General features: G+C 65.3%; 22 protein-coding genes and 1 pseudogene. 4 read left to right on the top strand and 19 right to left on the bottom strand.

The features are described 5' to 3' along the window. The first annotated feature begins 26 nt into the window (after positions 1 to 26). Both EPN33_00560 and EPN33_00555 read left to right on the top strand, forming a co-directional pair. Positions 27 to 356, top strand: a complete 330-nt coding sequence (locus EPN33_00560) for a YbjQ family protein (GenBank protein TAN24719.1) — start codon at positions 27 to 29, stop codon at positions 354 to 356. Between the two features lie 2 nt (positions 357 to 358). Further along, positions 359 to 556 (top strand): hypothetical protein, encoded by a 198-nt coding sequence (locus tag EPN33_00555; protein TAN24294.1) that lies wholly within the window; start codon positions 359 to 361, stop codon positions 554 to 556. 2 nt (positions 557 to 558) lie between these two features. Here EPN33_00555 and EPN33_00550 read toward each other — a convergent pair whose 3' ends face one another. The 8 genes from EPN33_00550 to EPN33_00515 all read right to left on the bottom strand — a co-directional run bounded on the left by EPN33_00550 (position 559) and on the right by EPN33_00515 (position 8585). Next, the gene (locus EPN33_00550) at positions 559 to 1083 is read right to left on the bottom strand and encodes an ORF6N domain-containing protein (protein TAN24293.1); all 525 of its coding nucleotides are present in this window, start codon (positions 1081 to 1083) and stop codon (positions 559 to 561) included. Positions 1084 to 1144: 61 nt separating this feature from the next. After that, complete coding sequence (locus EPN33_00545; protein ID TAN24292.1) at positions 1145 to 1543, bottom strand: DUF192 domain-containing protein; 399 nt, start codon at positions 1541 to 1543, stop codon at positions 1145 to 1147. Positions 1544 to 1559: 16 nt separating this feature from the next. Then, positions 1560 to 2471, bottom strand: coding sequence for a type II secretion system F family protein (locus EPN33_00540; protein ID TAN24291.1), 912 nt, complete (start codon positions 2469 to 2471; stop codon positions 1560 to 1562). A gap of 3 nt (positions 2472 to 2474) precedes the next feature. Further along, entirely contained in the window at positions 2475 to 3428 is a 954-nt protein-coding gene (locus EPN33_00535) for a type II secretion system F family protein (GenBank protein ID TAN24290.1), read from the bottom strand. 16 nt (positions 3429 to 3444) lie between these two features. Continuing rightward, positions 3445 to 4752 (bottom strand): CpaF family protein, encoded by a 1308-nt coding sequence (locus EPN33_00530; GenBank protein ID TAN24289.1) that lies wholly within the window; start codon positions 4750 to 4752, stop codon positions 3445 to 3447. A 17-nt stretch (positions 4753 to 4769) separates the two neighbouring features. Further along, positions 4770 to 5969 (bottom strand): hypothetical protein, encoded by a 1200-nt coding sequence (locus tag EPN33_00525; protein TAN24288.1) that lies wholly within the window; start codon positions 5967 to 5969, stop codon positions 4770 to 4772. Positions 5970 to 6012: 43 nt separating this feature from the next. Further along, a complete protein-coding gene (locus EPN33_00520) occupies positions 6013 to 7125 on the bottom strand; it encodes a hypothetical protein (GenBank protein ID TAN24287.1) in 1113 nt (370 codons plus the stop codon). Beyond that, positions 7122 to 8585, bottom strand: coding sequence for a type II and III secretion system protein (locus EPN33_00515; GenBank protein ID TAN24286.1), 1464 nt, complete (start codon positions 8583 to 8585; stop codon positions 7122 to 7124). The genes EPN33_00520 and EPN33_00515 overlap by 4 nt, the downstream gene beginning before the upstream one ends. Before the next feature lie 17 nt (positions 8586 to 8602). Here EPN33_00515 and EPN33_00510 point away from each other — a divergent pair. Then, a pseudogene (locus EPN33_00510) lies at positions 8603 to 8698 on the top strand (AraC family transcriptional regulator). A 216-nt stretch (positions 8699 to 8914) separates the two neighbouring features. Here the strand turns inward: EPN33_00510 and cpaB are convergent. From cpaB to EPN33_00485, 5 genes are read right to left on the bottom strand one after another with little or no spacing between them, the layout of a single operon-like run. Beyond that, a complete protein-coding gene (gene cpaB / locus EPN33_00505; protein TAN24285.1) occupies positions 8915 to 9760 on the bottom strand; it encodes a Flp pilus assembly protein CpaB in 846 nt (281 codons plus the stop codon). A gap of 1 nt (position 9761) precedes the next feature. Continuing rightward, positions 9762 to 10193, bottom strand: coding sequence for a pilus assembly protein (locus EPN33_00500; protein TAN24284.1), 432 nt, complete (start codon positions 10191 to 10193; stop codon positions 9762 to 9764). Then, positions 10180 to 10881, bottom strand: coding sequence for a hypothetical protein (locus tag EPN33_00495; GenBank protein ID TAN24283.1), 702 nt, complete (start codon positions 10879 to 10881; stop codon positions 10180 to 10182). Before EPN33_00495 ends, EPN33_00500 begins: the two co-directional genes overlap by 14 nt. Further along, positions 10605 to 11105 (bottom strand): hypothetical protein, encoded by a 501-nt coding sequence (locus EPN33_00490; GenBank protein TAN24282.1) that lies wholly within the window; start codon positions 11103 to 11105, stop codon positions 10605 to 10607. Before EPN33_00490 ends, EPN33_00495 begins: the two co-directional genes overlap by 277 nt. 8 nt (positions 11106 to 11113) lie before the next feature. Further along, a complete protein-coding gene (locus tag EPN33_00485; protein TAN24281.1) occupies positions 11114 to 11284 on the bottom strand; it encodes a Flp family type IVb pilin in 171 nt (56 codons plus the stop codon). Positions 11285 to 11729: 445 nt separating this feature from the next. On the opposite strand from EPN33_00485, the gene EPN33_00480 reads away from it, so the two are divergent. Continuing rightward, positions 11730 to 12524 carry a dienelactone hydrolase family protein gene (locus tag EPN33_00480; protein TAN24280.1) on the top strand — a complete coding sequence of 265 codons (795 nt, stop codon included), beginning with the start codon at positions 11730 to 11732 and terminating at the stop codon, positions 12522 to 12524. 132 nt (positions 12525 to 12656) lie between these two features. On the opposite strand, the gene EPN33_00475 is transcribed toward EPN33_00480, so the two are convergent. The 6 genes from EPN33_00475 to EPN33_00450 form a co-directional block, all read right to left on the bottom strand. Beyond that, positions 12657 to 14291 (bottom strand): FHA domain-containing protein, encoded by a 1635-nt coding sequence (locus tag EPN33_00475; GenBank protein ID TAN24279.1) that lies wholly within the window; start codon positions 14289 to 14291, stop codon positions 12657 to 12659. A 35-nt stretch (positions 14292 to 14326) separates the two neighbouring features. Next, positions 14327 to 15592 (bottom strand): MgtC/SapB family protein, encoded by a 1266-nt coding sequence (locus EPN33_00470; protein TAN24278.1) that lies wholly within the window; start codon positions 15590 to 15592, stop codon positions 14327 to 14329. A 73-nt stretch (positions 15593 to 15665) separates the two neighbouring features. Then, complete coding sequence (locus EPN33_00465) at positions 15666 to 18065, bottom strand: ABC transporter permease (GenBank protein ID TAN24277.1); 2400 nt, start codon at positions 18063 to 18065, stop codon at positions 15666 to 15668. Between the two features lie 74 nt (positions 18066 to 18139). Then, positions 18140 to 19267, bottom strand: coding sequence for a DUF481 domain-containing protein (locus tag EPN33_00460; GenBank protein TAN24276.1), 1128 nt, complete (start codon positions 19265 to 19267; stop codon positions 18140 to 18142). Beyond that, complete coding sequence (locus tag EPN33_00455) at positions 19260 to 19667, bottom strand: MarR family transcriptional regulator (GenBank protein TAN24275.1); 408 nt, start codon at positions 19665 to 19667, stop codon at positions 19260 to 19262. The genes EPN33_00460 and EPN33_00455 overlap by 8 nt, the downstream gene beginning before the upstream one ends. Further along, positions 19667 to 20767: an ABC transporter permease gene (locus EPN33_00450; protein TAN24718.1), complete on the bottom strand. Its 1101-nt coding sequence runs from the start codon at positions 20765 to 20767 to the stop codon at positions 19667 to 19669. Before EPN33_00450 ends, EPN33_00455 begins: the two co-directional genes overlap by 1 nt. Positions 20768 to 20773: the final 6 nt, after the last annotated feature.

Below are 20773 nucleotides of genomic sequence, written 5' to 3'. Positions count from 1 at the left end.
ACCATGTGCCGGAGGGGGATTCGGCCATGCTCGTCACCACCACCGAACGTGTCGAAGGCTACCAGGTCAAGCGGATCATGGGCCAGGTCTTTGGCGTCGTCGTGCGCAGCCGCAGCATCGTGGGCAACGTCGCGGCTGGCCTGCGCTCCCTCGCCGGCGGAGAAATCACCGAATACACCCGCTTGGTCGAAGACACCCGTCGCCACGCCATCGACCGCATGGTGGAGAACGCTCGCGTCGTGGGGGGCAACGCCGTGGTCATGATGCGCTTTGATTCCTCCGAAATGGGGCAGACCATGTCGGAAGTCGTGGCCTACGGCACCGCCGTCGTGCTCGACCCGCCGCCGCCGGAGTAGTCATGCCCTGGCTCTGGCCCGCTCTCGCCATCGCCATCCTGGTGCTGTTGTACTTCAGCTTTGACCGCCGCCGCTACCACGGCCGTCCAAACTGCCGCCAACGGCCGACGAGTGAAGTCTTCCTCGACCCCACCACCGGCCGCCGCATGCGCGCCTACGAAGACCCCGTCACCGGCGCGCGCAGCTACCGAGAAGAATAGCCCTACCGTCCGGCCGCAAATCCGATCGCGCGCATTCGGCGCTCTCTTGTCCTTCCGCGGATTTCGCCAATCAAAAATTCCAGCACCCCGGCAACACGTTGTTGCGTCGCTTCCAGTCGTTCCATGCGGGGCCGTAGCGAAGCGTCTTCCGCTGTCAATTGGCGGAGGTGAATGAATGCCCGCATGATTGCGATATTCGTCTGAATCGCTCTCTCGCTGCGCAGCACCGACGACAACATGGCGACTCCCATTTCCGTGAATGCATACGGCAAATAGCGCCGTCCGCCCCGTCCCGTCTTTGAGATCACAAAACGAGATCTCAAAAATTCGGCTTCCCCCGCCGTCAGCCGGAACATAAAATCAGGTGGGAATCGTTTCCGGTTGCGGGTTACCGCGAAATTAAGGTGGCTGGTCGTGACGTCATATAGCGTCGCCAAACAGGAATCCAGCAGCACACGCTGGCCGCGCAGCAAATGGATCTCCTGTTCTACGGTCCGGACCAATCCGCTCGCTGTCGTGCCGCGCATCCCCCTACGCTAGCAGTCCTCCGTCGCGCCCCACCATCCCCCATCCGGGTGGTCCAACCCGCTACCCCGCGGCGCACCAGAAGCAAATCTCGTCGCCGACTTGCGTCTCCGTCGCCGCCACCGCTCCGGCCGGCAGCTCCAGCACGCTGACCGCCGCCTTGCAAATGGCGCCCAGCCGCCAGGGCTGCAGTTGCGGTTCAATATGCACCACCCGGTTGTGTTCATCCACATACACCGCATCAATGGGATACCGCATGCCCAGCATGTGAACCCCCCTGCTGGGCTGGATCCAGAGCCCGTGGCCGAAGCCAAACTCGCGTGCCGGCGTCGCCAGCAGACCGCACAGCCGTCGAAAAAAGCCATCCGCTTTGCGCACGTCGGTGGCCAGAAACACCTGCCGCGTCTGGTTGATCGCATACAGCGGCGGGGGAGCAAAGGCAGAGGGTGGGGGCAGTTCCATACGGAATCTCCTGTAGTTAATGCGCCAGCAAGGGGCCCAAATGCCGGATCAGCGAGATGGCGGCCGGACCCAGAATCACCACCATCACCGCCGGAAACACAAACAGCGCCAGTACCGGCAGCATCTTGATGCTTAGCTTGGCGGCCGCCTCTTCCGCGCGCTGCCGCCGTTCCGTGCGCAGCGCATCCGAATGCACCCGCAGCGCCTGCGCGATGCTGGTGCCGAAGCGTTCCGTCTGGATCAGCACCGCCGCCAGCGCCCGCAGATCGTCCACGCCGCTGCGCTCCGCCAAATGCCGCAGTGCCTCTACGCGCGGCACGCCCGCGCGCGTTTCCAGTCCCAGCAGCTCCAGTTCCGAGCACAGATCGGGATGGGTGCCCTTCAATTCCGAGCTGACGCGCACCATCGCCTGGTCCAGTCCCAGGCCGGCTTCCACGCAGATTACCAGCAGATCGAGCGCGTCCGGCAGGGCCAGCCGGATGCGCTTGGCCCGCGCCTTCATCCGCCGCTTGAGGACGAAGCGCGGCAGGATCAGGCCCGCCAGGGGCGCCGCCACGAGCATGAGCGGCGACCGGCTCTCCAGGTCGAACGCGAACACCGCCGCCAGCGCCGCCAGCACGCACAGCGCCCGCAGTCCAAAATAAAAGCGCGCGTGCCGCGGCTCGCGGTACCCTGCCTGAATCAGCCAGCGCCGGGTTTTCGAGGCCTCCTTGGCCGAGGGCGGCAGCAGCCGTGCCGCCGGGTTCATCGCCTTTTCCAGCGTCACCCGCATGCGTTCGGCCATCTTGGGTTTCTCGGCCGGTTCATCCCCCAGCATCTCGCGCAGCCGGTCGCTGGCGTTCCCGCGCGCCATCCACGCCGCGCCCAGCCCGAACATGACCAGCGCCACTCCTGCGAAGATCGTCAGCGTCATTGTCGTAGTTGCCATGCCTCAGACCTCAATCTTCACAATCCGCTGCAGCAGCACCACGCCGAAAAGCTGCAACACCGCTGCGCCGATCAGCATCCCTTGCCCCAGCGGATCGTGAAACAGCGGTAGCGTCAGGTTGCGGTTCAGGAACAGCATCACCACCAGCATGAGCGGCGCCATCGCCAGCAGCACCCACATCGTCATCCGTCCCTGCGCGGTGTGCGTCTTCACTTCGCGCTGAATCTTGACCCGCTCGCGGATCAAATGCGACAGCTTGTCCAGAATTTCCGCCAGATTGCCGCCGCTTTCCCGCTGAATGATCATCGACGTGGCGAAAAACTGCACGTCCACCAGCGGCACGCGCTGCGCCAGGTTCAGCAGGCAATCGCGCAGCGGTAATCCGAAGCGCTGCTGGTCAAATACCTGCCGGAACTCGCCCGCAATCGGCTCCGGCATTTCTTCACCGATCAGCTCCAGCGCCGCACTCGGCGGATGTCCCGCCCGGCTGGCGCGCACCAGCAGTTCAATCGCCTCCGGAAACTGCGCCTGAAACTCCGCCAGCCGCTTCGTCCGCCGCCGCCGCATCCAGGCATAGGGCAGTAGCGCCCCCGCCAGGCCCAGGCCGGCGCCGTACCAGGGCAGCCAGAGCATGGCCAGCAGCGCCGTCAGCAGCCCGCTGCCGCTGCTGGCCAGCACGAACTTACCTACGCGGGTGCCCGAGCCCGCTTGCCGCAGCCAGCTCTGCAGCGCCGTGCCCCGGTTCATCTGCCCCAGCCAGCGGTTCAGCGCCGGGATCTCGCTCAGCAGATCGTCCTTGATCAGCGTCAGGCTGGCGCGTGATTCCCGCTGCTCGGCTTCCTCCACCAGCAGCAGCCGCTCGCGCAATTGCTGTACCCGCCGGTCGCCCCGGTCCCACGACAACCCCAGACCGAAGATCAGGATCGCCACCACCGCAAATATGATCAGATAAAGCATCGTTCCGTCCTCGGGCTCACTGGACGCCCACTGCAAACACTTCTTCCATCCACGCCGGATTGAATTTCTGTCCCACCGCCGCCAGCCGGTCAGCGCACTGCGGCCGGATCCCGGCCCCGCGGAACCGCCCCCGTACCATGCCGGTCTCCGTCAACCCGTCGCGTTCAAAGCGGAACAGCTCCTGCATGCACACCACGTCGCCTTCCATGCCCGTGATTTCCGCTATGCTCAGCAGCTTGCGCGTGCCATCGGAAAGCCGTGAGAGCTGCACCACCAGGTTCAGCGCGCTCGCAATCTGCTGCCGGATGGCGCGCTCCGGCAGGTTCAGGTTCGCCATGCTCACCATGGTTTCGAGCCGTCCCAGCGCATCCCGCGGGGTATTGGCGTGAATGGTCGTCAGCGACCCGTCGTGGCCCGTGTTCATCGCCTGCAGCATGTCGATGGCCTCTTCGCCGCGGCACTCGCCCATCACAATCCGGTCCGGCCGCATGCGCAGGCTGTTGGCCACAAGCTGCCGCTGCCGCACCGCCCCCTTGCCCTCGACGTTCGGCGGCCGTGTCTCCAGCCGTACCACGTGCTCCTGCTTGAGCTGCAGTTCCGCCGCGTCCTCAATCGTTACCACGCGCTCGTTTTCCGGGATGTAGCCCGATAAGACGTTCAGCAGCGTCGTCTTCCCGGCGCCCGTCCCGCCCGAAATCAGCACATTCAGCCGCGCCACCACGCAGCAGCGCAGAAACTCCAGCATCGCCGGCGTCAGCGCCTGATGGGCGATCAGCTTCTCCGCCGTCAGCGGCGAACTGCCGAAGCGCCGGATCGACAGACACGGCCCATCCAGCGCCAGCGGTGGAATAATGGCGTTCACACGCGAGCCGTCCGGCAGGCGCGCATCCACCATGGGCGAGCTCTCGTCAATCCGCCGCCCCACCCGCGAGACGATCCGGTCGATAATCCGCAGCAGGTGCGCATCGTCCTGAAAGGTCACGTCAGATTTATGCAGCTTTCCCTTGACTTCCACGTAGATCTGATCGGCGCGGTTGACCAAAATATCACTGATGTCGGCGTCTTTCAGGAAGGTTTCCAGTGGCCCAAAGCCGAAGATTTCGTCCAGTATCCCCTGCACCAGCTCATCCCGTTCGCTCAGCGATAGCGGTACGCTCTCCTCGCTCAGCATCAACCGGATGAGCGACACCACTTCCTGCCGCGCCGTCTCCGGCGGCATGCGGTCGAGTTGCTCCAGGTGCAGACGGTCGAGCACCCTCCGGTGATAGGCGCGTTTCACGCTCTGCAGGTTGTGAACATCATTGATGGGCATGGCGAGGGCCATCGTAATTTACCTCCAGGTCAACTCTGTACGGCGTGGGGCCGCAAAAAGGGCAGCCAGCGCCGCCGCGGCGCCGGCCGGCCCAGCAGCAGCGACGCCAGGTCGCGGAAGCTGCTGCCAAAATCATGGTTGGCTTTAAGCGCTGGCGGCTGCCCGCGCTCGATAGCCCGCATCAGTAGTGCAGGCGCGTTCGGCAGCTTCCCCAGCACCGGTACGCCGGTCAGCGACGCTACCGCGTCGTCGTCCACCGCGGGCGCCGCGCCCTGGCGGTTCAGAATCATTTCCAGCCGCAGGTGTTCGGTCCGGTTCAGGTATTGCTGCACCTTGGCGGCGCTCCACAGCGTCACCATGTCGCTCTGCGCCACCAGCAGGATCCGGTCCGCCCGCGCCAGAATGGTTTGCGTCAAGCGGTCGAGGCGCGCCGAAAGGTCCGCGACCACCAGCGGCCGCAACGTAAGCAGCAGCTCCAGCCAGCCGCTTTGCCCGCCCTCGCCGCTGAGTGCCGGCAGCGGCGCCGCCGGGCCCGCCAGCAGATCGATCCCGCTGGCGTGCCGCGCCAGCAGCGTCTGCAGCAGTGCCGCATCCAGCCGGCCGCTGCTGCCCAGCAAATCCGCAAATCCGAACTGCGGCTTCAGGTTCAGATGCAGCGCCGCATGCCCCAGCGGCGCGGCGTCCAGCAGCAGCACCGGCGCGTCGGATTGTCGCCGTTGCGCCTGCATCGCCAGCGCCAGGTTCACCGCCACTGTGGTCGCGCCACAGCCGCCCCGCGCCCCCAGCACCGCAATCAGTTTGCCGCGCACGTTCGAGCGCACCAGCGCCTGTTTCTGGCCTGCCGCCCGCGCTACGGCTTCCGCCACCGCGTCGGCGTGCAGCGGCCGCTCCAGGTATTCGCACGCTCCGGCCCGCATGGCCGCCACGATCATCACCGACGGCTCCAGCGGCCCCACCGCCATCACCGCCATCTGCGCAAAGTTGCTCCGCAGCCAGGTAATCAGTGCGCAGGCCGCGTCCATGCCCGGCCCGTTCTCCGGCAGCGCCACCAGCGCCGCCTCCGCCGCCTGGTTCTGCACCAGCCGCAGCAGCGCGTCCCCGCCAATAAAGGGCTGCGGCACCGGCAGCGTCGTTCCCGCCAGGACGCAGCCCGCCGCCTCCAGCAACGCGCGCTCGATCTGCCGCCGCTGCCCCTCGTCCTCCGCAAAAATTGTGAACTTCGTCGCCATGCTCTACTCAATCCCCCGCCGCTCACCAGGGACCCGGCCTCCGTTACGGATGCACCAGATGTACCGGAATCCCCAAGCTCGCGTTCTGCGCCGCGGCTCCTCCCCCCGTCCCGCCGGCGCCGGGGCAGCCCGCGGCGTTCAGGAAGTAGGCGCTGACGTCATTGCTGGTCATCCCCTGGATGAACCAGTTGCTGTAGCCGATAATCGTGACCAACTGCGTGCCCGAACTCACGGTGTTGTTGCAGTCATCCCAGATCGGCGCCACGATCAACTGATTGCTGGTGTCACTCACCGTGCCGCTCGCGCTTTCGTACGCGCCCGTGCCCAACCAGGTATCCGGCGTCGGTCCCACTAGATTGTCAATGCCTTGCTTGGTCGGGCCATCCATGTTCCCGGTCTCGGTCGGGTAGGAGCTGCCACAGGTCGCAATCCCCGGCGAAACTCCGCAGGCGACCAGCGTCGTGGAAGAAAGGCTGCAGCTATACGCGTCGGCGCCGTTATTGGAGCCGCCCAGGTTGAGCGAGTAGAATTGGCTCGGCGCCAGCGCGCTGCCCGGGCTGGTCGGCCGCAGGTCATGCAGCGAGCCGATCTGCGCCAGCATCCAGGCCGTAGGCATGCCGTCTGTTCCCAGAATCGTCTGTCCCGCAGTACACGCCTGCGCCGGCGGCAGTGCACTCAGAATCGTATTTGGCACGAAAATCGGCCGCAGGCAGGCCGAGCCGGTCGCATAGGGCGAGGCTACCGCCGTCGCCGTCGCGGCCACGTTGGCGGAGTTGATCCCCAGCACGCGCGCAAAAAACGTCGGCACCGCGCTGCTCCCGCTGCGCTCCACATTCACCGTCACCTCGCGCGTGTTGGTATCCACGGTCACGTCCGAGGTCGTCACTACCGCGTTCTGGCTCAGAATCGGATTGCTGTCGCCAATCGCGATGGCGGCGTTGGTTGCCGCCAGGGGCTGCACGCTTGCCGGATCCAGAAAGGTAAACGCTCCCGCCAGCGCCGCCGCATCCGCCGCATTCTGGGCCGCGTTCTTGGCGCTCAGCAGTACCCCCACATCCACCGCCAGCGCCGCCATCCCGCACAGCGCCGTCAGCACCAGCGCCATCAGCACTACCGTGACGCCCTCCTGCCGCCGCCGCGCCTGCGCCCGTTTCACAACCCACCTCCGTTGCGGTCATATTTCTGCGGGTTTAGAAATGGCTCGACCATCTTCAGCGGCTTGGGCGGCGTGTTGCTGGCATGCACCAGATGCGCGGTCACCACCACCATCAGCTCGGTCCGCGTCTTGTTATCGTTGTGGCTGGTGAAGAATTTCCCCAGAATCGGAATATCCCCCAGCCCCGGAATCTTCGACACATTGCGCGTCAGCCGGTTATCCATCAGCCCGGCGATCACGAAGCTCTGGCCGTCGCGCAGCTCCAGTTCCGTCGACGCGCGCCGCGTGCTCAGCGCTGGAATCAGAAATCCGGAAACGGTGAGCGCGTTGGAAAAATCCAGCGCGCTCACCTCGGGCGAGACTTGCAGATCAATGGTGCCATCGGGGAGGATGGTGGGTTTGAAATGCAGGTTCACGCCAAACGGCTTGAACTGAATGGTGACGTTATTGATCGCCCCCTGACCCTGCACCACCGGGAAGGGAAACTCGCCGCCCGCCAGGAAGCTCGCTTCTTTGCCATCCATGGCGACCAGGTTCGGCTCCGCCAGAATTTGCAGCAGATTCCTCTGCTCCAGCGCCTGTAATGTCACTCCCAAATTGGCGTCCCTGCGGAACAGAAACACGTTGAGTAAATCGGTCAACCCGATCTTCGCGTCCTTGCCGGTCAGCGAAGAGCCGCCGGATTGCGACTGCGATTGCGAGCCGGACCCGGCCGGCGCCGTGACGGAGGTCGCGCCCCCAAACTGTCCCGTGCCAATCGTGCCCACCGTGTTGCCCGCGCCCGTCGACAGCAGATCCGCGCCAAATTGCGATACCGCGCTCCGGTCAATCTCGGCAAACCGCACCTGCAGCAGGATCTGGCCAGGATCGCTGGGCTGGTATACGTTCAGGTCGTTGACCACATGCGGCGTGAATCCGCCCGCCACGGTGAGGACGCGCTTCGCGGTCGCTGCGTTGGGCAGCGTGCCGGAGACCACCAGCGCATCCCCGCTGGCACTCACGCTCACCGGACTCGCCGGAAATAGCCGCCGCAGTTCCGCCTGCAGGGGCCGCGGATCAAGCTGCACACGGATGGTATACGCCCGCGCATTCGCATCCGCATCCCACAGCAGCAGCGACACTTCGCCGGGCGCCCGCCCCTGAATCAGCACCTGATGCGGCGACACCACCACCGCCTGCGCCACCGACGTGTCCGTGATCGAAACCCGCTTCAGTGCGATTGGGCTGTTTACCAGCAGACTGTGATGCGTCGTCAGGTTCAGATCGACCGGAATGCCCATCGCTGTCGGCGCCGGAAACGCTTCCGCCGCGCTCGCTTCCGGTTCTTCCGGAGGGGGTGGCAGCAAAGGAGCGCGAAAATACGCCAGCGCCTCCGGACGATCTGCAGCCGGTGGCGCGGCGGCAGTCGGCGGCCGCACCACCTGTGCCTGGAGGGCATGCAGCAGCGCGACCGGATTCACATTTGCCTGCCATGTCGCAGCCGCCGAGCGCGGCGCCGCGGCCGGCAGCGCCAGCGGCGCCCGCGCCGGCAGCGTCACCTGCCGCACGCTCTTCCGGGGCGCAGCCAGCGGATTGACAAGCTGCAATTGGCTCTGTAATCCCAGCGCCAGCGGCGCCAGATGCAGCCGGTTGGCGGTCGCGGTGGCCACCTTATCGTGCGGTGCATCCGGTTTCGGCTGTGTCCCTTCGGCCCACGCCACCCGCAGCCCGCCCAGCGCCAGCATCGCCAGCGCCGCCAGCAACCCGTGCAGCACTGCCCGCAGGATTCGTATTTGTCTCCGGCTCATGGCTACCTACCCCCCGCCGCCGTAAATTTCACCGCCTGCTGCTGGTTGCCGCTGATCATCTCCACCGTCCAGACCCGCGGCGGCGGGTCCGCATGCGTCCGCACCACGCCACTGCCGCTCCGGCGCCGCGCCTCCGGCAGGTAGTACAAGCTCGCGTTGTGCAGCGGCAGCGTCTTGTCCGTTTTGCGATCGAGCGGATTGCGCAGCGCCAGTTGCAGGTGCCCAAATCCATCCGCCATCGCCAGCTTTTCCGCTCCCTCCGGCGAAACCAACAGCGTGATCACCGTCACCTGCTCCGGCTTGCCGTTCGTCCGCTGCTCGAGCTGCTGGCCCGCGGTCAGCACCTGCACGTTCTTCAGCAGCGTCACCGTCGTTACATCCGCGGGATTGCTGTTGGCGCGCGGATTGCCCGTCAGCAGCACATCCACATGCGTGCCCGGCAGCGCAAACCCTGCCACCGAAACCACGTCGTTGACCTTCACCGACACCGCCCGCATGCCCGGCGGAATCAGCGGCGGCAGCCCCACGCCCGTGCCCGGCTGCGCCACCATCTCACCCACAATCACCTGGTTGGGCACGACCGGCGAGGTCAGTACCCGTCCCGCCAACTGCTTGATCGATGTATACACATGCGCCGGCAGCGCGGCCGGCGGCAGCCGCAGCAGCCGCAGGTCTTCCGCCTGCATCTGCGCGCCCACATTCAGCGCTTTGGCCGCCGCGACTACGACTTGGGTGGGGGGAGCGGCCGTGGCACTGTGCCCGGGCATCAGCCGGCTTACCGCCAGGCTCACCAGTGCCGCCATGGCCAGTGCCAGAACCGCCAACAAGAAAAGCCGTTTCCGCTTCATATCAGTAAAAATTCCTCATTTCCACCGCCGCGCCCAACTGCATATTCGTGCCCAGCAGCAGCGCCAGCGGGTAGTCGTAGGTCACGCTCACGCGCGACGCTTTCAGGCATGGGTTCGTCGCGCTGCACGCGCCCCCGCTCGGACTCACCAGCTCGTTCTGATTCACCGTCACCGCGCTCGCCGCCAGCGTGATCCCGTTGGCCGCCGCATACGCCACCACGCGGTTCTGTACCTCGCTGGTCTGGCCGTATTCGCCCGGCACCACCGCCAGCCGCGCACCCTCGCGCACCGCGTTGCTCAACACCTGCTGCACCGAAACCGCCGACGCCACCTGCCCCACAATCAGCAGCAACAGCGCGATGAATGGCAGCGTAATAGCAAACTCCACCAGCTCCGCTCCCCGCTGCCCCTGGTTGCGGTTAATTCGTCTCATTGCGCATCACCGCTTGCGGCTGCAGCGTCACCGAGGGCACCAGCGCCGCCAGCAGCGACGGGATGAACTGAAATCCATAGCTCACCTGCACCTGGCTGAACGTCGTCGCCAGCCCGTTCACCGTCTGCACCACATCCTGATTCACCGTGATCTCACTCGAGGTCAAGGTGATCCCGTCATCCGCCGCGTACTGAATCACGCGATTGGTCACGTCACTCGCGCTTGGCAGCGCCCCCGTCGAGGCGTCCGGCACCGCCGACCAGCGCGCGCCCTCCCGGCAGGCGTTGTGCAGCGCTTCGTTCACATTCGCCAGTCGCGCCAGCCCGATCACGCCAAAAATCAGCAACAGCACCAGCGGTAGCACCAGCGCCATTTCCGCGATCGTCTGCCCATCCTGGCGCCCCGCCCGCTTCATAGCACCAGCAGTGCGCAGGCCACGCCCGCCAGCATGGCGACGGCAAACGGCGCCGTGATCGCCCCCGGCGTATCGATACTGTGCTCGGGGTTCGCCCGCAGGCCATGCGTGCGCCAGCCCGCAATCACCGCGCCCAAATCGTCGAACACAAACGCCAGCCGCCCCCGCCGCGCCATCTGTCCCAGCGCCATCAGGCCCGCCGCCAGCAATCCGAATTCGAGGCTCCAGAACCATAACCGCAATCCCAGCAGCGCACCCACCGCCCCGAGCCATTTCACGTCGCCCCCGGCAATGGCGCCCAGCTGCAGCAACAACACGCCCAACCCGAGTCCCAGGAGCAGGGCGGCAAGCGCGCCGCCCAGGCCTCCGGCAATAAAGTGATAGAGAAGACCGGCGGCGGCGGCTGGCAGCGACAGCCACTTCGGAATCCGGCGCCACTCCAGATCCCACACTGCCGCCGCCAGCGCCACCGCCAGCACGAAAATCCGCCAGACCATCGCTGCGCTTACGAGCCCGCGATCTGGCCGGTGATCTTGGTGAAGATGCCGGAGATCGTGCTCCCCAGCGTCGCGATCACCCCGATCACCACCGCGGCGATCACGCCGAGCATGATGGCATACTCGGCCATATCCTGACCGCGATCGTCATTCCACAAGCGAGACATAAATGAAGTCATTGAGCGTTCCTCCCGAGTGTGATAAAGCAAGCGGACAGTGCCGCCGATATTACTAACTGCATGCCGGTGGCCAAACCCGGAGAGTGGAACCCCAAACGCCCTGTTTTCAACCGCGGGCCGCGTATGCCTCGCGCCCCGTCCGCCCGGCACGCACTACGCGACGCCAGCCGTGCCCTTCCCGCGCATCGCACCTTTTGTAACATTCACTCCCACCTCATCGACCTGGCCACAATTGACTCAGGCAGCGCCTCATGAATGTGCCCTGATCTCCCACGTCTCTCATCGGCAGCCTGCCACCTGAACTTTAGGAAAAAATCGTGGTAGGGTACTTCTGGCGGTACCTTGGAGGAGCCCGGAGCGCCAGCGGGCGCACCCTGCCGGGAATCGAAGCCCGCACTCCCAGCGACCAGCGGGAGCGACCAGGGCAAAAAGTGGCGAGCCACCTATGAAACGTACTGGCCTTACGGCTCTGCTATGCTGCACGGTCTTGGCCCTGGGGCTGAGTGCCCAACAATGGGCCCAGCAGCGCCTCGATCGATCCCCGCGCCATCGCCAGATCGTCCTGCTGCATCCGGAGGGCCGCACCCTTCAGGCCTTCGTCGCTTATCCCGAGACCAGCGGTCCACGCCCGGTGGTGCTCGTCATTCACGAAATATTCGGCCTCAGCGCCTGGGCGCAGGAAGTCACCGATGAGCTCGCCGCCGCAGGCTACGTCGCTATCGCTCCCGATCTGCTCAGCGGCAAGGGCCCCGCGGGCGGAGGCACCGCCATCTTCCCCAACCAAACTGCCATTAGCCGCGCCCTGGTCACCATGCCGCCCGCCGAAATCGCCGCCGATCTCGATGCCGCCGCCGACTGGGCCCTGCAGCAGCCTGCCAGTAACGGCAAGCTCTACGTCATCGGTTTCTGCTGGGGAGGCACCCAGAGCTTCCGCTACGCCACCCATCGCCACGATCTCCGTGCCGCGCTGGTGTTCTATGGCATGCCGCCCGACCGCACTGCGGTGGAGCAGATCACCGCTCCCGTGTATGGCTTTTATGCTGGCAACGACGCCCGCGTCTCGCTCACCGTCCCCGGCACCCGCACCCTCCTGGCCCAGCTCCACAAGCGCTACCGCGCCGTCATCTATAAGGGCGCTGGCCACGGCTTCATGCGTGCCGGCGAGCAGCCCGATCCCACGCCGGCAAACAAAGCCGCCCGCACCGCCGCCTGGAAGCAGATTGCCCGGATCATTCGCTAGACGTGGAGTACGTGGAGTACACCCGCCGCGCCCGGCTGCGCCTTCTCAGGCCGCCACTCTGCCGCAGATGCGCTGACTGCTGACACACTGAAACGCTGATCCGCTAACCCGCCACCTCGCGCCCGCAGCCGATTACCGCTCCTGGGGCAAGTACCGCACTTCCAGCACCGTCAAATCGTCCCCCAGCGGCACGCCCTGACAGAACTCCCGCACGGCCGCCGCCAGTTCTTTCACCGTACAGCCGTGGCTCAGCAGTTGTGCCAGCCGCTGATCGCCGAACATTTCCTTCTGGTCGTTCGCTGCCTCGGTCACGCCGTCGGTCAGCAGCAGCACCCGCTCGCCCGCTGTAAGCTGATGCCGCCCCGCTGTATAGGTCGCGTTGGGCAGCAGTCCCACCGGCACGTTGGCGTCCGTGAGCAGCGTGCACGCTCCCGCGCGCACTGCCATGGGCGGAATGTGCCCGCAGTTCAGATATTCCATCTCCCCGTCGGGCCACAGCTTCAGCAGCAGCACGGTCGCGTACTTTTCCCCCTCCAGCCGCTGCAAGACAAATTGATTCGCCTGCCGTGCAATCTCCTCCAGCGCCACGCCGGCCAGCAGTTGTGCGTGGATCATGCCTTGTAAGGACGCCGCCAACAGTGCCGCCGCCGCCCCTTTGCCGCTCACATCCGCCAGCACCATCGATACTTCCGGCGCCTCCGGCCGCGTCACCACGTCAAAAAAATCGCCACCAATCTGCAGACACGCCTGGCTGAGGCCGTCAAGCTGCGCGAACTCCACCTGGGGCAGGGACGATCCCATCAGCCCCTGCTGAATCGCCGCCGCCAGCAGCAGCTCCTTTTCCAGCAGCTTCGCCGCCAGCCGCGCTTCCTCCTGCTGCCGTGCAAGCTGGGCGTTGATCACCACCTGCGCTGCATCGTTGGCCAGCAAATCCAGCATTTCGCGGCTCACCTCACCCAGCGCCGCGCTGGCCGAGTGGCTGTCGAGATAAAGCACGCCCACTTGCTCCCGCAGCGGGATCGCCAGCACCGTCCGCAGCGCATGCGCCACCACGCTCTGCGCCAGCTCCAGCCCCGGCTGCTGGCTGTCGTGCATCAGAAAGGCTTCCGTCGAACGCGCCGCCCGCGCCACAATGGAGTGCGAAATGCTGCTGTCGTCGCGCAGCGTTTCTCCCGGCGCGCTGCGCCCCGCCGCCAGCCGCAGGGTGTCGTTGCCGTCGCCACCTTCACGCAGGAAGACAAAGCCGCGCTCCGCCTTGGTCAGCCGCAGCGCCGCATCCAGCATCGCCGCCAGAATCTCCTCCAGCCCGCCCGCGCTCCGCAGCCGCTGGCTGAAGTCCAGCAGCAGCCGCAGCCGGTCAAACTCGTTGCTCTCACTCGCCGTGTCCAACTGCTGCATCTGCGTCAGAAACAGACTTGCGGTTTCCTCGGCCGGCTGGAAAATGACCTTCACGCCCGCGCAGTTCGGAAACTCAATCACATCGCCGTTCCGCAACTGTTGCCGGCCGTGCAGTCGTGTGCCATTCAGCAGCGTCCCGTGCGTGCTGCCCAGATCGACCAGATCGTAGCCGGCCGCGGTGGCCTCAATCCGCGCGTGATCGCGCGAAACCTGTGGCAGCGGAATCGACAGCGGATGCGTCGCCCGCCGCCCAATCAGGAAGGGCAGCGGCGCCAATGGCAGTATCCGCTCCAACGCTCCGATTATCGCCCGCAACTGCGGTGCGTCAGGCGCGAATACCGGAACCGGGTTGGGAGTTTGTGTCGCCATTGTACTTTTAGCCAAATTGTAGCGCGGCGCAAGCCTTAGAGCGTCACCCGCTGCAATACCAGCACTACCACCCCGGCTCCCGCCAGCGCCCACATGGCTGCCGAATTCGCCCACCCCAGGTGCTTGCGCCCCAGCACCCGGTTCATGATCGGCGCGTTCACTACCGCCGAGGCCATCGACGCCAGCACCGTCGCCACCCCTGCGGCAACCGCCCCCAGCGTATGATGCGCCGCCATTTCGCCTACCGCCGCGGTCGCGCTGGCGCTGTTGACCATTCCGCCCAGCACCGCAACCGCGTAGGCGCCAAAATGCCCCCAGGCCCGCAGCGCCAGCGTCGCTGCCACCTGAATCGCCAGAAACAGCAGCCCAAACTCCGCCACCCTCCGGAGCGAGATGGGCGAATCCAGCTTCAATTGCTGGCCGCTCAGCTTGGGCGCCCGCGGCTGCCGCCACACCAGCACCGCCGCCAGTGCCGCCATCGCTACCAGCGCCGGCACCGCCCACGGCAGCCCCGCCGGTGCAAAGATCGCCAGCAGCACCAGGTTGCGCCCGAACATGGCCAGCGTCGCCAGTAGCGTGACCGTCACGCTCATCTCCATCAGCCCCGTTCCGGTTTCCCCTACCTCTTCCGTCCCAATGGTCCGCAGCGAGGCACCCAGCTCCAGCAGCGTCGCCGTGCTGCTCACCAGCCCGCCCAGCACCGCGCTGTAATACAACCCCTTGGCGCTATACAACCGCAGGAAAATGTAGTTGCTGAACCCCACCGCCGCCACCACAATCACTGCGATCCAGAGCGCGTGCGGATTGACCGTCTGCCATTTATCGATATAGCGGTCCGGCAGCAGCGGATACACGACGAACGCCAATAGCCCCAGCCAGATGGCGCCATGCACCTCATTCGGCGCTACCCGGCCTGCAAAGCGGTGCAGTTCCATCTTCCAGCTCAGCAGCAGCGTCGCTACAATCGCCGCCGCCACCGGCAGAAAGTAGAAGCCATTGCCCACCAGCACGCCCAGAAAGAACAGCACCAGCAGCATCGCCGAGGTCGTGATTTCGACCGTCTGCGCCGCCCGCATGGCGTGCAGGTTGATGAAGACGATCAGCACCAGCACGCCCGCCAGTCCCGCCAGCACCAGCGGCGTTCCCAGCAGCGCCGTCAGCATCCCCGCCAGCGCCACCAGCGCGCACGTGCGGATGCCGGCTTCCTTGTTCGACCACTCCCGCTCGAAGCCCACGAGCAGGCCGATGGCCAGCGCCAGCGCGATGCGCGTTGCCGATTCGCCCGTCGAGAGGTCGATCATGAGGAAAGAATAAGCTATTCGCTCGTAGCCAGTAGCCTATCAGGAGCAACCGGCATCTGCGCGTGTACCTCGGCTATTCAGGCCGCAGAGCCTGCAGCGGATCGACCCGGGTTGCCGCCCACGCGGGACGCAAACTCGCCAGCCACGCAATTACCAGCAGCGCAAGGGCTACCGCCGCCAGCACCCAGGGATCGGCCGGGGAGACGCCAAACAAGAAGCTGCCGAGCAGTTTCAGTAACCACAGCGAGGCAACCACCCCAATCGCCAGCCCGATCGCCGCCAGCTTCATGCCGTAGCCCAGAAATTGCCTCAGGATCCGCCCCCGGTTGGCGCCCAGGGCCATCCGGATGCCGATCTCGCGCCGCTGTTGCGCTACCGCATACGCCAAAACTCCGTAAATCCCGACTCCGCCCAGGATCAGCGCCAGCCCCGCAAAAATTCCCAGCAGCGTGCCCATGAAGCTGTACTGACCGAGTGACGTACCTTTCAGTTGCGCCAGGCTCTGCACCGCAAACACCGGCTGGTCCGGATTCACGCTGGCGAACGCCTCCCGCACCCGCGCTCCCAGGTCCGCGCCACTCCCGTGAATCACAAACCCCATCGCAAACCAGTGATTCACCAGCTTGTTCATGTTGTCCGACACCTGCGCCTGCGGAAAATAAACGGTATACGGGGCGGGTTGATCCACCCCGTTTTCATGCACGTCCGCCGCAATGCCGACCACTTGCGCTCCGTCCACCACCTCGCCCAAGCCCGTCTCCCGCGGCCAGAAGTGCCGCGCCACGTTCGCGCTGACGATCGCCACGTTCTGGCTCGATCCGGTGTCGGCCTCACGGAAGTCCCGGCCGCGCAACAAGGCAATCTGCAGCGTCCGGAAATAGCCCGGACTGATCCCGCGCCACTCCACGTCATAACGCCTGGGATCGTTCGCATGCCCGGGTACGTCAATCGTCTCATTCAAACCGCGTGTCAGCGGCACGCCCGTAATCGACGCCGCCCCCGCGACACCGGGCAGCCGGCGCAGTTTGTCCAGGACCGCTGCGCTGTACCGCGTGGTGGCGGCAGCGCTCGCCGCGAGCGGTCCGGTGAGGTTGGTTTGTGCGGTCAGCACGTTGCCCAGGTTAAACCCCGGGTTTACCCGCCCCAGCGCCCCGAGACTCGCGATCAGCAGCCCTGCGCCCGCCAGCAACAGAAACGCCAGCGCCACCTCGCCCACAATCAGCGCCGCCCGCGCCCGCTCCGCGCCCACTCCGCCCGAGGTCGCCACGCTATCCTTCAGGCTGGCCTGCAGTCCCGTCCGGCTGGCATGCAGCGCCGGCGCCAACCCAAACAAAATCGCGGCCACGACCGTGACGCCCGCGGTGAACAGCAACACCGTGCCATTCAGCCCGCTCGCAGGCGTCAGATAAGCCGCCGGCATCAACCGCACCAACGGCGGAACGCTCCACCACGCCAGCAGACAGCCCAGCACAGCGCCCAGCCCTGCCAGCAGACAGCTTTCGGTCAGCAGTTGCCGCACAATCCTGCCGCGGTTGGCTCCAATCGCCGCCCGGATCGCCATCTCTCGCGTCCGCCCCGTCGCCCGCGCCAGCAACAAATTTGCCAGATTCGCACAGGCGATCAGCAGCACCAGCCCCACCGCCCCCAGCAGCAACCACAGCGCTTGCGTGTTGCCCGTGGCCACCGCGTCATGCATGCTTTGCACGCCCCAGTCCATCTTCGGCGCCACCTGCGGATGTGTCTGCTGGAAGCTGAGCTTCAGTGCCGTCAGGTTCGCCTGCGCCTGTGCCAGCGTCACGCCCGCCGCCAGCCGCCCGATCACGTCCAGGTTCGGCCCCTGCGGTGCCAGCGACGCTTCCGTCGGTTGCATATCCACCCAAAGCTGCGCCGGCTCGGGATTGATCTGATTCTGTGTCAGCGTGACAAAGCTCGCCGGCATCACGCCAATTACCGTGTACACGGTATCGTTCAACCGGAACGTCCGCCCCAGCACGTTCGCATCGCCGCCAAACTGCTTCTGCCACAGCCCGTAACTCAGGATCGCGACGCGTGCCCCGCCCGGCTCATCATCCGCTGCTAGAAAATTCCTCCCCCGCACCGGCTCCACACCCCAGACGTCGAAGTACCCGTGCGTGGTCCCGATCGCATTCACCCGTACGGCGTTGCCCGCTCCGCTCAGGTTCGAGTCGCCGCCCTCCTCCACAATCGCTACCGACGCGAGCGTCCGCTGATGCGCCTCCAGATACAGCGCCTCGCTTCCGTTCAAACCGTTCTGAAATTCCCCATGCGCCTTATGCGAGACCTCGACAATCCGCTGCGCCGCAGGGTAGGGAAGCGCCTCCAGGAGCATCGGCGCCGCAATACTGAAGATGACGGTGTTGACGCCAATCCCCAGCGCCAGCGTAATGATCGCCACCGCGGCAAACCCTGGCGCCCGCCGCAGCCCCCGCCAGGCGTAGATCAAATCCCGCATGCCTGCTTATACCGCCCCGCCCCCAAAAGGTTCCGAAAATCTCTGACCCCTGGCCCCTGATCCCTGGCCCCTGGTCAGTGCAGGTTGATTTGCAAGCCCGTGCTGTACTGCAGCGAGTTCTTCAAGAATCCCGGCTGTGGGTTGTTGAGGTAAGCATCCACGACGGTAAAGTTCAGACTCAGGCTGTGATACACCGGCATCGCCCAGGCGCTTATCCCCGACATCTGGTAGGCCACCCCATGCGTGATGCTGGGCGTGATGCTGATGCTCTGCGTCCAGATCACCTTGTGCAGCATCTGCCGCAGGGTCTCGGTCACGCTGGAGGCCAGAAAATTGTTGTTAACCGTGCTCAAAAAGCGTTGCCGCGTCCAGTGCAGGTCGGCGCGTAGCGCGAGCTGCGTGTCGGACGTCGTCTTCACTTTCCAGCCGATCCCGCCGCCATAGGCCTGCTGCAACTGTAGGCCCTGCGCGTCATTGTGGTCGAACCGTGTGTTGGCAAACAGAAACAATCGCTTGCTGATGTCCTGGTCCTGCTCCAGCCCCGCTGTGAAAATGCTGGTCCGCACGGTCGGCGTGTGCGGCTGCGACAACTTGCCGTAGGTGCCGTTAAAGTGCAGCAGCGTATTCGACCTCTGCTCCAGCCAGCTCAGTTTCGGCACCGGCCGCTGCAAATCGAGCTGCGTCGTGTAGCTGGTAGACGATTGCGTTGCGCTCACCTGGCTGAAGCCGCCAACAATCTGCCCTCGCCAGCTCTGCCACAGGCGCGGATGCGCCAGCACTTCTTTGGTGTACGTCTTTGGATCCACCACCATGAGCACGTCCGGCGCGCCCAGAAACGCCGGTGGCGCCGTCGCGCTCGACACCACCAGGCTGTCGTTTTCCACCAGCAGCGTGCCCCGATACACCTCGCCACCCTTGGTGACCACGACAAATGTGGTGGTTGTGCGCAGCTCGCGGATGTTGTCCCACGGCGCGGTCACGTCACTCGCCATCTTGCTGGCAAACACGCACCCCTTCGCATCCGCCCGCACCAGCGTTCCCGTCAGCTCATCGCCGTTTTTAAAGATCAGCGTGTCGGCGCGCAGCGCCACCCCCAGACACGCCATCAGACACAGTACCCCCAGCGATCGTCCCAGCCCCCTCCTGTGCCTCGAAAAAACTGACCACTGACCACTGACCACTGACCACTTCTTCTCACCCATTCACCAATTTTCTCAGAAGTTCCGCCAACTGCACCCTCTCAGTTTCACTGAGTCTTTGCATTTGCGCCGCTTCCATTTTCTGCGCCAGCCGCAGCGCGCGCGTATGCACTCGCTTGCCCTCCGTCGATAGCGTAATCAAATGCACCCGGCGATCGTGCGGGTCGCGCCGCCGCTCGATCCAGCCGCGCTGCTCGAGCGCATCCACCACGGGCACCATCGAACTCGGGTCCAGCGCACACACCGCGGCCAGCTCGCGCTGCGACCTCGCCTGCTCGCGCACAATCGACAACAGCAAAAAATCCCGCGGCTGCACCCCAATCGGCGCCAGCGCCGCGACCAGGCGCTGCCGCAAATGCCCGAAAAACTGCCAGTTCGAAAACAGTCCTGCCGTCGCCTGCATCACAGCGTCCGTTGAAACAGCTTCGTCGCCCCAAACATCATCAGCGCCCCAATCAGCGCCAGCACCCACAGATCGCGCCCAATCGCCATCAGCCCACCCTGCTTCAGCAGCAGGCTGCGATAGGCATGCACCGCATAGTAGAACGGATCGACCTGGGCAATCGCCCGCAGCCACTCCGGAAACCCGGCGATCGGGTACACCGCGCCGCTGGGGAAAAACAGCAGCGTGTTCAGCACTCCGAACATCGCCCGCGGCACCAGCGGATCGCTCATCCGCGCCATCAGGAAAAACATCATCGCGATCAGCGCAATCGCGGTCAGCGCCGTTACCACCGCCAGCCCCACGAGCCGCGAGGGCAGAAACAGATCCGGCACGCCCGCCAGCATCGCCCCCACTACCAGCGTCACCATTCCCGCCAGAATCCCCTTGATCGTGCCCGACAAATTAAAGCCCAGGATCAGCTCCGCTTTGGTAATCGGCGTCACCAGGTAGCCTTCGTGCAGGCCCCGCGATTTGTCGTCCATGTAGATAATGCCGCCGCCGATCATCGCCGAAACGAATATCGCCAGCACCACCAGCCCCGGCAGCAGGTATTTCATGTAATCGGTGTAGGGATAAACCTCAACCGTATCGAGCTGCACCTTGCCCGGATCGCGCGAGGCCACTACCGGTGCGTTGAGATTGCTGACCAGTTCCGACAGGGTGGCCTCCACGCCGCCCGCCTGGGCCCGGTCGGTGTTGTCGGTAATCAGCGCCAACTGCGGGTCCTGCTTGATCTGCACATCGCGCGAGTAATGCCGCGGGATGATCAGCACCGCCCCCAGCTTGCCGTCCCGCAGCGCCTCCACGGCCGCACCCTGGTCGGCGTATCCTTGCGGCAAAAACGTCTTCTCGTTCGCCGCGACCGCCCGCAGCTTCTGTTCCACCGTCACCGCCGCCGGCCCGTGATCGAGGTTGACCACTCCCAGCGGCACATTCCGGATGTTGCCGCCAAAGGCATGCCCCAGAATGATCAACTGCAGCAGCGGCAGCACCACCGCCATCAGAATCAGCATCGGGCTGCGCCGGAACTTGCGCAAGTCGCGCTCCACGATCGCCATGGCGCG

This window comes from Acidobacteriota bacterium, assembly GCA_004299485.1.
Taxonomy (GTDB): domain Bacteria; phylum Acidobacteriota; class Terriglobia; order Terriglobales; family SCQP01; genus SCQP01.
This window is presented reverse-complemented; position numbering and strand designations above follow the sequence as displayed.